Below are 13498 nucleotides of genomic sequence, written 5' to 3'. Positions count from 1 at the left end.
CACTATACCTATTACATAAAAAGAAACCGCAATGAGTAAGTTAGCGAAAGCACACGGAAAAATCATTAAGAGCAGTTTTACAGTGCCTAAATGGGCGAAGAATCGCCATGTGCAAACTATATGGCCTCGGTTTATTCAAAAGCGAATGCCTCTTTCTTATCAAATGGAAAGGCTCACGTTACCCGATAACGATTTTGTCGATGTTGCATGGGGTCCAAAGCCTGAAGAGGTATCAGGTATTGTCGTTCTTTTTCATGGTTTAGAAGGCAGTATTAAGTCTCACTATGCTAACGATATGATGGCAAATCTGTCAGTAAATGGCTGGCAAGTTGTCATGATGCATTACCGCGGCTGTAGCGGTGTACCCAATCTCAACCCTCGTGCCTACCACAGCGGCGAAACAGGCGATCCTAGTTTTTTTCTCGAATGGTTAAGCGATAAGTTTCCACGGGTTCCCAAAGTGGGCATTGGCTTTTCTTTAGGCGGCAACATGCTATTGAAGCTGCTTGGGGAAAACCCCGCGCAAAAATGGCTGCAAGCGGCGGTTGCTATATCTTCGCCGCTTAAGCTTTCTGAGTGTGCAAAGTCGATTAATCACGGCTTTTCTCGGGTTTACCAAAAATATTTGTTAAACAGCATGAAAAGCACACTGCGTAAAAAAATGGAATATATTGATTATCGGAAGCTCATTCAGCTTACTAAAGACGATGTGGATAGCATGACTAGCTTCAACGAGTTCGATGAAAAGGTGACTGCTCCTTTACATGGTTTTGAGGATGCGAAGGATTACTATGAAAAATGTAGCGCCTATCATTTTTTAAGTGCTATTCACTGCCCTACGCTGGTTTTACACAGCATAGACGACCCTTTTATGAACCACTTAGTTGTGCCAAAAGAAGAAGATCTCGCTAGAAGCGTAACGGTTGAACTGAGTGAGCGCGGCGGCCATGTGGGATTCATGCAGGGGTCTATTTTTAACCCCCGCGTTTGGCTTCATGAGAGAGTGAAGCAATTTGTTAGCGACGTGCTTCCAATAAATAGCTACTGCCGTTATACAAATAGCGGATGTTAGTATTTTTATGATGAAAATAGCCACCTTGGAGCTGTTATGTTAATTCCTATTGAAGCGTTAGAGCCTGATACTGTTTACAGTTTGGCAGAGTCGTTTGTATTGCGTGAGGGTACAGATTACGGTGAGCAAGAAACTGACTTTAAAACAAAAGTTCAGCAAGTTCTTGATAGCTTAAAAACTGGCGAAGCCGTATTGGTGTACTCTGAATTACACGAAAGTGTAGACATAAAAAGAAAAGAAGACATTTTACCTGAAGACGACAGCCAGGGTTGATGCGCCAGAAGTAGGTACAGTGAAATTATTTGAACGGATAAAAAAAGCCGGGTCGAGCAACCCGGCCACCTTCCTGAGGAGAGGGAGGTTTAAAACGCGTAACGAGCTGTCACTTGCATAATATCTAACTCGTCGATGAGCTTATAGCTTGCTCCTACTGCCCACTGGGGCGTGATGTAGTAGTTAGCGCCTACTTTAAAAGTGGGTTCACCGTCGTCAACGTCGTAGTAACCCACTTCACCAGCTAGTTCCACTTGCTCTGTAATCATTGAGCGAAGGCCAGCATTTATACTGTAGCCAGTTTCGTCGTCAAAATCTCCATCAACACGCTCTAGGTTTGCGCCAAAGTACGCGTCGGTCGTAGCATTGACTGGCAGTCTGTACCCACCACCTAAAGTGAGCATGTCGAAGTCGAAGTTACCTTCTTCAAAAAAGCTGTACTCGCCATTTAAATACCAGTTGGCGTTAAGTAAGTACTTTCCATTAATCGTCAGGCCGTCAGGCTCAAAAGATTCATTGTTATCGAAATCTAGCTTTGTATAGCCGCCTTCAACATAACGCCAATCTGGCTTATCGGCCAAAGCTGCAGTTGGTGCAACTGTAGCGACAACTGCGGCAATTGGAGCTGTAAGCGCTGTTAATAGTGTGATTGCTTTGTTCATGTGTTAACTCCTTAATAAAAAATGATGATAACTAGCGAACCTGAATTCCTGCGTTCTGCCCTGTCATCCTCGTCCTATTACTCGAACTACTACTGTTTTTGCAAAGCCTCTGCCAACTCGCTCATTTAATTGATATCAATCGCTGTGATTTCTTTAAGTTTATGAAAATATTGATAAATATATTTTTAGTGTGCTGGAAGAAAATCTGCAGGCGGGGGAGTATTTCGAAAAAATAGAGAGGCTAAATGAATACAGAGATTAAAAGTGTCTCTAAAAAACAACAGTTTTTAAGGGGGTTGATAATGTATGTACAGTTTTACGCTAGATATTTGCGAGTATTTTAAAGAAAACCCTTTTTATTTTATTGGTAATTTATTGATAGTTAACGAGATTATTTTATTTGGCTTCTTTTTTGAACGCGTTGGAACGTCTTTTGCTCACCTATCATCGAGTGCTATCGCAATGTTGTGAAGTCGCAGCGAAGTTTTCATATTTCAATTTTCTTTTTTTAGTTTTATTTGCTGCGAAATCTAGATGAAAGGAATAGAGCGCCTTTCTGCTGCTTAAGTAAGCAAAGCCTATGTGATAGCCCGTTTACCCAAAGGAGAGGAAAAATGGCATTACCACGTTTTTCGAACACTATTTGTAATTTATCTAAAAGTCTTTTACCTAAAAGTTCTTCGCTGCCGCGCGCAATGATCAGCGCTGCAAGTGTAATGACGTATATTTTCTTAACAACAGCATGGGCCTTGCCTGTTAATGCAGCACCGGTAAGCAAAGCCAACGAGCCGCAGCAAGCATCACCGGTTTTACAATCTATCATTGATGCAGCTCGAGCTTCTGCTAATGAAAGTTATGAGCAAGATGATCATAACCTAGACAGCAAGTTGAAAGAGATAGATTATCAAACCTATCGTTCAATTCGTTTCGAGCCTAAGCAGAGTCTTTGGCATCAGGAAAATGACTACGAACTTCAGTTTTTCCACCCTGGGTTTCTTTATGAATACCCAGTCACTGTTCATACCATCGACAGTAGTAACTCGCCAAAACGGCTTCCTTTTAACAGCAATATGTTTCGTTACGACGGAAAGTCCTCTGAGCTTGCTGGATTAACAGATAATGAATCTGGTTTTGCTGGTTTTAGAGTTCACTACCCCATTAAAAGTGAAGAGTATAAAGATGAATTTGCGGTTTTCTTGGGGGCTTCTTACTTTCGCCTAGTAGGCAAAAATCAAGTTTATGGCATTTCAGCCAGAGGCCTAGCGATAGACACTGCGCTTACAAAAGGTGAGGAGTTTCCCCACTTCACAGAATTTTGGGTAGTTGAACCTAAGGACGGGGATCCGATCACTATTTATGCAAGGTTAGAGAGCCCTTCGGTGGCTGGTGCATATAAGTTTGTTATTGAGCCAGGTAAAGACACATCAGTAGATGTAGAAAGTTGGCTATTCGCTCGAGAAGATGTTGGTAAGTTGGGTATCGCACCTTTTACCAGCATGTTTTTGTATGGCGAAAATACTCAGCAATCTTTTGATGATTATCGCCCTGAAGTTCACGATAGCGATGGCGTACTAATGGTAACGCATGCTGGGGAAGAAATTTGGAGACCGCTTACCAATCCTTCGCGTCTGCAAATCACATCACTGAGCGATAATAAGCCTCAAGGGTTTGGCATGTTGCAGCGTGATGGCGAATGGAGCAACTATCTCGATGCCGAAGCTAACTATCACATACGCCCAGGTTTGTGGGTAACTCCTAAAGAAGGTTTCGACAAAGGCCATTTAGAAATAGTTGAAATTCCAACCACTTCTGAAATTCATGACAACATTGTTGCGTTTTGGACGCCAGAGCAGGCGCTAAACGAAGGCGAGTCGATGTATTTCTCCTACGAGCTTAAAACTGTTGAGCAGCATGCTTTTGACAGCGAGTTGGCTACAGTTGAGCGCACCAGGCAAGGCCAAGCAGTGCTGCCTGGTGACGAATTCAAAGATGAGGTGTTAGCGACTACACGTCAGTTCAACATTGATTTTTCAGTGCCAGAAGATCAAGTTTTCGATGCAGAGACAACCAAACTCGTTGTGCAAATTGTTAACGGTACAGTATCGGACCAACGCCTATACCCCGTTGCAGACGGCGCAGAATGGAGAGCTACTTTCTTCATGAAGCCAAACGAAAAGCAAACTGTTGATATGCGTGTGTATGTAGAGCAGAACGGCGAACGAGTAAGCGAGGTGTGGAATTATGTCTATCAACCTAAATAAGTTTGATAACGGCAAGCAAGATACACGCTCGTCCGTTCGCGATAAGAAACAATTGGATAGCGGTTTGCGATCAGGGTTGCAACCAGCACAGTCACAACGAAATCAGATCGTCAAAGGAGCAAGTATGCGTTTATTTATAATGGCAATGCTCGTAATACCAAGCACGGGCCTAGCCGGCTGGAGCTTGTATGAAATTTTCTTACCCAACGGATTAACCAATTTAGAGATTGCTCAGTTAGGACTTGGTTTAACCCTATTTGCGTGGCTGTGCATGGCGTTTTGGACAGGTATTATTGGATTTGTTTTACAGCTGTTTAACATCGACCCTCTTAGTTTGAAGAAGAAACCCAGTCAGCCCGACTTTAGCGTTTCTCTTAACCAGCGTCACGCTGTTGTAATGCCAGTGTACAATGAAGATACAAAGCGAATTATGGTTGGCTTTGAAGCATGTATCCGCGAGCTCATGGAACGTGAAAGTGGTAACAACTTTGACTTTTTCATGCTTAGCGATACGCGTGACGCTGAGAAGGCCGATGCCGAGCTGCGCGCATTTGCTCGCCTTCAAAGGCGCCTTGGTGATTATGCGCAGCACGTTTTTTATCGTCGCCGTGAAAACAACACGCATAGAAAGGTGGGTAATCTCAAAGAGTTTTGTGAACGTTGGGGCGGCAATTATGAAGCTATGATTGTGTTAGACGCTGACAGCGTAATGACCGGTGAGCGTATGGAGGATTTAGCGAGAAGAATTGAGCAAGCTCCAAATACAGCGCTTATTCAAACTATTCCTATGCCAGTTCGCCAAAATACATTTTTTGGTCGTTTTGTGCAGTTTGCTGCGCATTTATATAGTCCAATGCTGGCCACAGGGTTGTCGTTCTGGCAAACCGACAGTGCGAACTATTGGGGGCATAACGCTATTATACGTATAGCGCCGTTTATGCAGCACTGCGGCTTACCTACTCTTAAAGGACGCGCTCCGTTTGGCGGGGAAGTATTAAGCCATGATTTTGTTGAGGCGGCCCTTTTGGCTCGAGCTGGATGGGAAGCCTATTTACTTACAGATACTACGGGAAGCTATGAAGAAGTACCGAGTAACATTGTTGATTATGCTATTCGCGATCGCAGGTGGGTACAGGGGAATATTCAGCACCTCGGGCTTTTGAATGTAAAAGGCCTAAAAATGGCTAACCGTTTGCACTTCCTATTCGGTGCGTTCGCTTATATATCATCACTTGTTCTGTTCTGTATGTTGGCACTGGGCACAGTCGATGCGTTAATTCGTGCTACTACCGTTCCTCAATTCTTCATGTCTGAATATCAGCTATTTCCAAGTTGGCAGGTTGCTAGACAGGATATGATGATGGTGACAATGTGGGGGACTGCAGCCCTGTTATTCCTGCCTAAATTATTGGGTATTACTCTGGCGTTAATTAAACGCAGAAGCGAATTCGGTGGCGCATGGTCGCTAGTCAAAGGCGCTACAGTAGAGCTTATAATGGCAGTGCTGATTGCGCCTCTTATGATGTTTTATCATAGTTACTTCGTTATAAGCGTGTTTTTTGGGTTCTCAGTGAAGTGGGAAGCTCAAGAGCGAGAAGGCCGAAAAGTGCCGTGGTCTGTTGCAATTAAGCATACTCAAATCATGAGTTCGTTGGCCGTGGCATGGGGAGTTACAACGTTCTACTTCACGCCATCGTTGTTTATGTGGTTGCTGCCTGTACTCGTAGGCATGGTGTTAGCAGCGCCAGTTATCCGACTAACCAGCAGTGATGCACTGGGTATCACTATGCGTAAGTGGGGTGTGTTTGTTATCGGTGAGGAGGTGAATGAATGTAGGGCACTGAAGCGACTGAAAGTGGCTATGAAGCATTTTGCCATATCTCACTTTGCAGCTTCTAAACACGAGGTTGATGCGCCTGCATTACCGGATAGCCTGTGGTTAACTATGCCAGAGCAAGCGCTCAACCAAAAACCTGAGGTGAGAAAGCCGGTGCTGGCCGAGCAGATGTAATACTTTTATATTTTGAACATAGAAAAGCCGCTGATTTAAGCGGCTTTTTCGTCTCTTGTGGCGGGTGTAAGCCCACTGTAGCTCAATCTTCTCAGGCTCTAAGCTCATAATGCTCCAAGCTGTTCACGCTTGAATTTTGCACTCACTTAAGCAGCATTGAAGAGATATATTTTCTACCGCTTCAGGGTAACAGAAAATGTGACTGGTACTGTGGTGGTAATGCTTTTGAGCCCCGCTATTTCTTGCAGTGCAGCTACACCTTTTGCCAGCCCAAATGATTCTGCTTTGATAAGCGTAGGGGCGCTTGTGGACACCGTCAACGTATCTTCATCAACCTGACTAACAGTTACTGCGAACGTTGTTGGGACGGCTTGACCATGCAGCGTTAAAATCCCGTCTACCTTACCATTAACAACGTCGCCAGCGTTAAGCTTCATCATAGTGTCGGTGAGCGTTGCTTCAAAATTAGCGGTGGCATACTTACTAACGTTAAACAGCATTTCTTGCATGCGTTTGTTGCGAATATCAATTGCTGTATTGACTGACGACAAGTCAACTTCAACATTGAGCTTTCCGCTGTCTGATAAATTGCCCTTGAAGCTGTCGAACTTGTGAACTTCGGTGACTTGCGAATTTTTTGTAGACAGAAAATGTAATGCACTTGTGTCACCGTCAATCGTCCAATCTGCGGCGGCCGGGAATGCAAGGCCACAAGTAAGTAAAGCTGTCGATAATGTACGAATGTACTTGGTCATCGTTTTATTACTCCTATTAATACGTTAACTTCATTTGGCACGGTACTTTCGTGTGTCAGGCCAAAGGAAATGTATTCGGTAACAATATGGTTGAATTACAGCGAAATAATGCGTAAGCCACACCGACAATTACGCAATGTCTAACAACGCATACGTTTTATTTGGTGTATGGGTTTTCGTAGTCATCATACTGCACAATGTCTTGCCATGGAACGCGTTGATCGCCCATTACCACAAAATCTGGGTTCTCTAGCGAATGACGCTTGTTATAAGTGAGAGGTTCGAAATTTGCTGTGGTAATGCTGCCACCTGCTTCTGAAACAATACACTGAGATGCGCCCGTATCCCACTCGCCTGTAATGCCAATACGCATGAATACATCTGCTTTACCTTCAGCGATAAAACAGGATTTGAGTGAGCAACTGCCAAGCGGCAACATGTTGTAGATGCGTTTAGCACACATCCGATTAAGCACTTTTTCGCGAGATTGGCGTCGACTAATGGCAATCATTACTACACTGCTGTTAGGATCGCTCAATTTGCGAACGGAAATGGGTCTGTCACCTTCGGGCGAAGACTTAAACGCTCCCTTGCCCTTTTGCGCATAATAAATAGATTGACCTGGTGGCCAAAAAATAACACCAATAGTAGGTTCGTTGTTTTCAATCAGGGCAATGTTAACGGCAAAGTCGCCGCTTCGAGCAATAAATTCCTGCGTACCGTCGATAGGATCGATAAGCCAATAGCGACTCCAATGCTTGCGTTCCTCTAAACTGGCGTGCTTATTTTCTTCTGATAAAATTGGAATGTCGGGCGTAGCTTCCGATAACCGCTTATTGATGATGTCATTAGCGAGATAGTCGGCACTTGTAACCGGAGAGTCATCGTCTTTTTGATAGGCGTCAAAATCACGATTTTCATAAACTTCTAAGACTGCTTTGCCGGCTTCTATTGCAACTTCTTTTGCCAATTTTAGTAGGTCGGGGTGGGCATCGTCGGGCATTGTTTATTGTTCCTTTAACCACTTTTGCGCTAAAAACAGTGCAGCAATACAGCGCGCTTCAACAAAATCCTCTCTTGCAAGTAAAGCATCTGCTTCGTCAATAGGCCAATTTATTACTTCCAAGGGTTCAGGTTCGTCGCCTTCTAAGGTCTTAGGATAGAGATCTCGAGCTAAAACGATGGTCATACTGGCATTGAAAAAAGTAGGGGCCATGCTGACTTTGTGTAATTCAATGAGTTCTTTGGCGGCAAAACCGGCTTCTTCCTGTAACTCTCTATTGGCCGCCTCAATAGCAGTTTCACCTGGATCGATTAACCCCTTAGGAAAGCCTAATTGATAGGAATGCGTACCCGCGGCATACTCTCGAATAAGCACCATGGTTTGTTCATCTAACATCGGAACAATCATTACGGCACCGCGATTGCCGCCGGCCATTCGTTCAAATTGACGTGTTGCACCGTTAGAAAATTCTAAATCTAAACTTTCTACCCTGAAAAGATTGCTCTGTGCCACAATCTTACGAGAATGAATTTGTGGTAACGCTTTGTTGGGGTCAATTTTTGGCATGTCTCTCGCTACATCTTTGTTATCATGTTCACTGAATTACTCATATTCTAGCTTACTTCATTATAAGGAAAATCGCTTGCCCTTTCTGCCCTGGAATGAAATAGACACTGTGCTGCTCGACATGGACGGCACCTTATTAGACTTACATTACGATAATCAGTTCTGGTTGTATCACCTTCCAAAGCGATTAGCTGAAATTCGCGGTATCTCGGAGGAACAGAGTCAAGCAGAAATGAAGAAGCGCTACGAAAGCGTGTTTGGTCAAATTCAATGGTATTGCCTAGATTACTGGGCCGAATCCTTGTCATTAGATTTAGATACAGAATTTATGCCGCTAAAGCGCGAGTTATCTCACTTGCTATCACTGCGAGACGATACAATTCCGTTCTTAGATGCCTTGCATAAATCGGGTAGACAAGTTGTGCTGGTTACCAATGCTCACCCAAACAGTCTGGCATTAAAGCTCGAGCACACGCAGTTAGATGCCCATATAGATAACCTTATTTCTACTCATGAGTTCGGTGTAACGAAAGAGTCGCAGCTACTGTGGCAGCGTTTGCAGGAGCGCATTAACTTTGCAAACGATCGCACACTATTTGTTGACGACTCTCTGCCCATTTTAAATGCGGCTAAAACCTTCGGAATTAAACATTTATTAGCGGTAGACAATCCTGACAGAACACTTCCAAATAGAAATATTACCGAGTTCCCGGCAGTAAGAGATTACCGTTTAATGCTCGATGATATTATCAACAACCCTAGCGAGGGACAGTGATCATGGTTCTCGACACCATTTATGTTGGATCGAAAAATCCAGTTAAGGTAAATGCTGCACTTAATACCTTGTCAGATACCTTAGAGCATGACTTCGATGCCGAAGGTATGTCAGTAGAGAGTGGCGTTTCCGACCAACCTATGTCTGAAGCCGAAACTCGAGAGGGGGCAATTAACCGCATAAAAGCGATGCTCGCTGCACATGAAGGCGGCTTTCCAGACTCTTGGTATGTGGCGATAGAAGGCGGAGTTGACGTTTTTGAAGATGGCCCTGCCACTTTTGCTTATGTTGCCATTTATCACGAAGGGCATTGGTCTGTTACGCGAAGTGCAAGCTTGCCGCTTCCCGTTGCAGTCTTTCAGGCCTTACAAAGAGGTGAAGAGCTTGGCTCTGTGATGGACGCATTATTCGACACCGTTAATGTAAAACAAAAAGGGGGGGCCATTGGTCTATTAACCCTAAACCATGCAACCCGCCAAAGTGTTTACGAAGTTGCTCTTACGCTTGCGATGGCAAAGTTTCATTTTCCTGATTTGTTTACCGATTAGGTAGGGCATGGCTTAATTTTTCTCTGAAATCTTTACTGCTTCCCGTAATCTTTTCCCAAAAATCACTGCTGTTCAAAAGCTCCTTTTTAACGGGGTTTTATTGCTAAAGTTCTGATTTTATTGGGCTATTTAGGCTTGTTGCGGGTTGGCGCTGTAGTTGCACTACTTGTTTCATTATTGGAACAAGGAGTTTAACAATGAGCGATACAATTAATACGTACAACCCGGCAACCGGTGAGCAGATTGATCATTATCAACTAATGTCAGCAGAGGATGCAGAGCGCGCGGTTACCCGTTCTCACGAGGCCTATTTAAATTGGAAAAAGACCTCTTTTGGCACACGTGCCGATATTTTCAATAATCTTGCCGATTTGATGGAAGAGCGCATAGATGACCTAGCTAATCTGATGACCTTGGAAATGGGTAAAGTGACCGCGCAAGGCAAACAGGAAGTGCAGCTATGTGCTGAAATTTGTCGATATACCGCAAAGCACGGTGAATCGTTTTTAGAAGATGAAGCCCGTGTATACGAGGGTGGCAAGGCTATTATAACTTATCAGCCCACAGGCGTTATTCTTGGCATTCAGCCATGGAACTTTCCGCTTTACCAAGTTATTCGTTATAGCGCATCAAATATTATGGCCGGCAACACCACCGTGCTTAAGCACGCTCAAAACGTATTTGGTATGGCGCAGGCAATTCAGCAACTTTACGAAGATGCAGGGTTCCCTAAAAATGTATATCAATCACTGATGATCGACGGCAGTACGGCCAGTGAGCTTATTAAGCATGAATATGTGAGAGGCGTAACGTTTACAGGTAGTGACGGCGTGGGTAAACAAGTGGCCGAGGAAGCTGCCAGCATGTCTAAAAAGACAGTGATGGAGCTGGGAAGTAACGATGCTTTTGTAGTGCTTGCAGATGCAGATATCGATAACGCAGTAGAAATGTGTATTAAGGGCCGGGTTATTAACAATGGTGAAACCTGTGTCGCAGCGAAGCGTTTTGTTGTTGTCGACAGCATATACGACGAGTTTAGAGACAGATTTGTTGCTCAATGCAAAAAGCTTAAAGTGGGCGACCCCTCAAAAGAGGATACTGATTTAGGTCCTATGGCTCGCGAAGACTTGCGCGATGAACTGCACGAGCAAGTAGAGAAATCGGTAAATTCGGGAGCAACCATATCATTAGGTGGCGAAGTACCTGATGAAGCTGGCTACTTCTATCCAGTGACTGTGCTTGAAAATGTTACACCGGGCATGCCAGCCTACGATGATGAACTATTTGGCCCCGTAGCATCACTTATTCGAGCTCGTGACGACAAACAAGCGATGGAAATTGCTAACGATTCTCGTTATGGACTTGGCGGCGGTATTTTCAGTACCGATACTGATAAAGCCATTGAGCTTGCTAAAAACGAATTTGATACAGGTATGGTGAATATTAATGGCTATTCATTAGCCCAGCCTAACCTGCCCTTTGGTGGTGTGAAGGACAGCGGCTATGGTAGAGAGCACGGTGGCTATGGTATTCGCGAATTTGTGAATATTAAAACGATTATGGTAGCGAGTAAGGAGGCGTAAAAATTGACCTTGTTAAATAACTTAAGCGAGCTTTAGAGGGTTGAACTGAAATTCAAATCTCGCTGATGCATGCTAAGTAAAAGGGGCAGAGTGATTACTCTGCCCCTTTTTCTATGCCTGTGAATGCTTTTATGGTTTATTTAGCCTTTGTCCTCTGCGCTTCTCTCAATATGTTCAAGCACTGATGCTAACACTTCTTTCGGGCTCTCTATTTGTGGGTAATGACCAATGTTATTCAGTTCTACCACGTGTGGGTTGGGAATGAGTTCCTTGTATCGACTGGCCATATGAGCTCCTGAAATAGGATCTGACATACCGACCGTTAACCGAATTGGAGTTTTGGCATTTTGAAGTGCTGTCACCCATCGTTCTCTGTGCTTTTTGCGCTGATTCATGTAATCCAGCAGTAGATGCATATATTTATGACCGCTGTTGGTACTGATCAACGTCCAAAAATCATCAATGTCTTGTTCAGTTGGCGGTGTAGTTTCGCCAAAAATACCCCGCATACTTTTTCTAATAGCGTTTTTATTGAGAAAGCGAATAAGTATTCCTCCAACGGGAGAAAGTAAAAGCTTTTGAATAGGTAAGGCTAAATGGGTTTCTGGAAAGAGGCCGCCATTTAAAAGATTAAGCGTACTGATATGAAATGGCAGCGTACCATCGGCCTGCTGGGCCATAAGTTCTTGGGCAACTGTGTCACCATAGTCGTGAGAAACTACATGTGTTTCAGGCACGTTTAGATGCTTCATAAGTGCACAGATAATACCGGCCTGTTGAGTAATTTGATATTTTACTGGCGCTTTGAAGCTAAATCCGAACCCCAGCATATCAAGCGTAATGCAGCGAAAGTACTTTGTTAATGTGGGCCATAGTTTTACCCAGTCATAACTGGCTGTGGGATAGCCGTGGATAAGCAGTAAGGCTGGCCCTTCACCGTCAGTGCGGAAAAATATCTTTTGCCCGTTAACGGTAAAAAAGTCACCGCCGCTATGCCATCTTTCAAGCTGCATGTTTAAACACTCTGAGTGTTGGTTGTTCGCTGTTATTCAAACTACCCTACTTTTAAAGACTTCGTCTGTCGTTTTAGCGACATTCAACTGGCGAAAATCAAATCTCAGGATTAAATGAAGTCGTGTAATTAAATCTATTTCCGTTTTCAATTAGCGCAATGAATCCGTGCTAGGATGTTTATTGGCTTATAGATTGACTCGTGTTATATGTATGAAGAACTGTGAAATACTCTCCTTAAGCGACAGCGCTCGTGCCCACAATGGCGCCTTTTTTTAAAAAGCTTTCACAATATGACATTTTACAAATTTGCGCTATTTTGCCTGCTACTTGTAGCCCTGTTCGTCTCCGGACAGCGCACTGAGTCTTCCTTAAATATTGAATTTGATATACTTGAACGTAGTGTTAGCACTAACTATGGCGCCGATAAAGCGAGTGTCGTAAACGCTTTGGCAGACACCCTCTTGGCGCTAAAGAATGAAAGTATTGAAGCGAAGCTAATTGGCGTAAATTCATTTTTCGATGAGCATGTAGAGTATGCGAACGATCCCGACGTATTTAACGAAAAAGACTACTGGGCTACTCCTTCCGAGCTTTTAGGGCATTCAAAAGGCGATTGTGAGGATTTCGCAATTGCTAAATACGTTGCTCTGCTACACTTAGGCGTAGCGAGTGAAAAGCTGCGACTTATTTATGTGAAGGCTAGGATCGGACGAAGCCGAATGACTCAAGCACATATGGTTTTGGGTTACTACGATATGCCATCTTCCGACCCCTTAGTGTTAGACAGTCTCGTCTCAAATGTATTACCGGGATCTCAACGGACAGACCTTATTCCTGTTTTTAGCTTTAATGATTCTGGAATTTGGCAGCCTGGGCAGGTAAACCAAACGTCAAACTCGATCAGTCGTCTATCGAAGTGGCGAAATGTTATCGAGCGAATGAAGCAAGAAGGCATCAGTAGAAGGTCTTAAAGT

The 13498-nt window shown here is 43.9% G+C and carries 13 protein-coding genes; 8 read left to right on the top strand and 5 right to left on the bottom strand.

The window, feature by feature from the left end:
• The first annotated feature begins 31 nt into the window (after positions 1 to 31).
• Together GTW09_RS07255 and GTW09_RS07250 are read left to right on the top strand one after the other, a co-directional pair.
• Positions 32 to 1072, top strand: coding sequence for a hydrolase (locus GTW09_RS07255; protein WP_163111241.1), 1041 nt, complete (start codon positions 32 to 34; stop codon positions 1070 to 1072).
• 36 nt (positions 1073 to 1108) lie between these two features.
• On the top strand, positions 1109 to 1345 hold the full coding sequence (locus GTW09_RS07250) for a YheU family protein (protein ID WP_163111239.1): 237 nt from the start codon (positions 1109 to 1111) through the stop codon (positions 1343 to 1345).
• 89 nt (positions 1346 to 1434) lie between these two features.
• Here the strand turns inward: GTW09_RS07250 and GTW09_RS07245 are convergent, their stop codons facing one another.
• On the bottom strand, positions 1435 to 2007 hold the full coding sequence (locus tag GTW09_RS07245) for an outer membrane beta-barrel protein (RefSeq protein WP_163111237.1): 573 nt from the start codon (positions 2005 to 2007) through the stop codon (positions 1435 to 1437).
• Between the two features lie 614 nt (positions 2008 to 2621).
• On the opposite strand from GTW09_RS07245, the gene GTW09_RS07240 reads away from it, so the two are divergent.
• Positions 2622 to 4268, top strand: a complete 1647-nt coding sequence (locus GTW09_RS07240; protein WP_239059308.1) for an OpgD/OpgG family glucan biosynthesis protein — start codon at positions 2622 to 2624, stop codon at positions 4266 to 4268.
• A complete protein-coding gene (gene mdoH / locus GTW09_RS07235; protein WP_163111235.1) occupies positions 4249 to 6279 on the top strand; it encodes a glucans biosynthesis glucosyltransferase MdoH in 2031 nt (676 codons plus the stop codon). Before GTW09_RS07240 ends, mdoH begins: the two co-directional genes overlap by 20 nt.
• Positions 6280 to 6452: 173 nt before the next feature.
• Here mdoH and GTW09_RS07230 read toward each other — a convergent pair whose 3' ends face one another.
• From GTW09_RS07230 to nudE, 3 genes are all read right to left on the bottom strand, one after another.
• The gene (locus GTW09_RS07230) at positions 6453 to 7034 is read right to left on the bottom strand and encodes a YceI family protein (protein ID WP_163111233.1); all 582 of its coding nucleotides are present in this window, start codon (positions 7032 to 7034) and stop codon (positions 6453 to 6455) included.
• A 157-nt stretch (positions 7035 to 7191) separates the two neighbouring features.
• Positions 7192 to 8037 (bottom strand): 3'(2'),5'-bisphosphate nucleotidase CysQ, encoded by an 846-nt coding sequence (gene cysQ / locus GTW09_RS07225; protein ID WP_163111231.1) that lies wholly within the window; start codon positions 8035 to 8037, stop codon positions 7192 to 7194.
• Between the two features lie 3 nt (positions 8038 to 8040).
• The gene (gene nudE / locus GTW09_RS07220; RefSeq protein ID WP_163111229.1) at positions 8041 to 8604 is read right to left on the bottom strand and encodes an ADP compounds hydrolase NudE; all 564 of its coding nucleotides are present in this window, start codon (positions 8602 to 8604) and stop codon (positions 8041 to 8043) included.
• A 76-nt stretch (positions 8605 to 8680) separates the two neighbouring features.
• On the opposite strand from nudE, the gene yrfG reads away from it, so the two are divergent.
• The 3 genes from yrfG (at position 8681) to GTW09_RS07205 (ending at position 11510) form a co-directional block, all read left to right on the top strand.
• On the top strand, positions 8681 to 9379 hold the full coding sequence (gene yrfG, locus GTW09_RS07215) for a GMP/IMP nucleotidase (protein ID WP_163111227.1): 699 nt from the start codon (positions 8681 to 8683) through the stop codon (positions 9377 to 9379).
• A 2-nt stretch (positions 9380 to 9381) separates the two neighbouring features.
• Complete coding sequence (gene yjjX, locus GTW09_RS07210; RefSeq protein WP_163111225.1) at positions 9382 to 9927, top strand: inosine/xanthosine triphosphatase; 546 nt, start codon at positions 9382 to 9384, stop codon at positions 9925 to 9927.
• Positions 9928 to 10124: 197 nt separating this feature from the next.
• A complete protein-coding gene (locus tag GTW09_RS07205) occupies positions 10125 to 11510 on the top strand; it encodes an NAD-dependent succinate-semialdehyde dehydrogenase (RefSeq protein WP_163111223.1) in 1386 nt (461 codons plus the stop codon).
• A 140-nt stretch (positions 11511 to 11650) separates the two neighbouring features.
• Here GTW09_RS07205 and GTW09_RS07200 read toward each other — a convergent pair whose 3' ends face one another.
• Positions 11651 to 12523, bottom strand: coding sequence for an alpha/beta fold hydrolase (locus GTW09_RS07200; protein ID WP_163111221.1), 873 nt, complete (start codon positions 12521 to 12523; stop codon positions 11651 to 11653).
• A 291-nt stretch (positions 12524 to 12814) separates the two neighbouring features.
• Between GTW09_RS07200 and GTW09_RS07195 the strand changes: the two genes are divergently transcribed.
• Positions 12815 to 13495 (top strand): transglutaminase-like cysteine peptidase, encoded by a 681-nt coding sequence (locus GTW09_RS07195; RefSeq protein ID WP_163111220.1) that lies wholly within the window; start codon positions 12815 to 12817, stop codon positions 13493 to 13495.
• Positions 13496 to 13498: the final 3 nt, after the last annotated feature.

Origin of the sequence: Alteromonas hispanica (assembly GCF_010500915.1) — a bacterium.
GTDB classification, from domain to species: Bacteria; Pseudomonadota; Gammaproteobacteria; order Enterobacterales; family Alteromonadaceae; genus Alteromonas; species Alteromonas hispanica.
The sequence above is the reverse complement of the archived record's forward strand: the minus strand, read 5'-3'. Positions and strand labels throughout refer to the sequence as shown.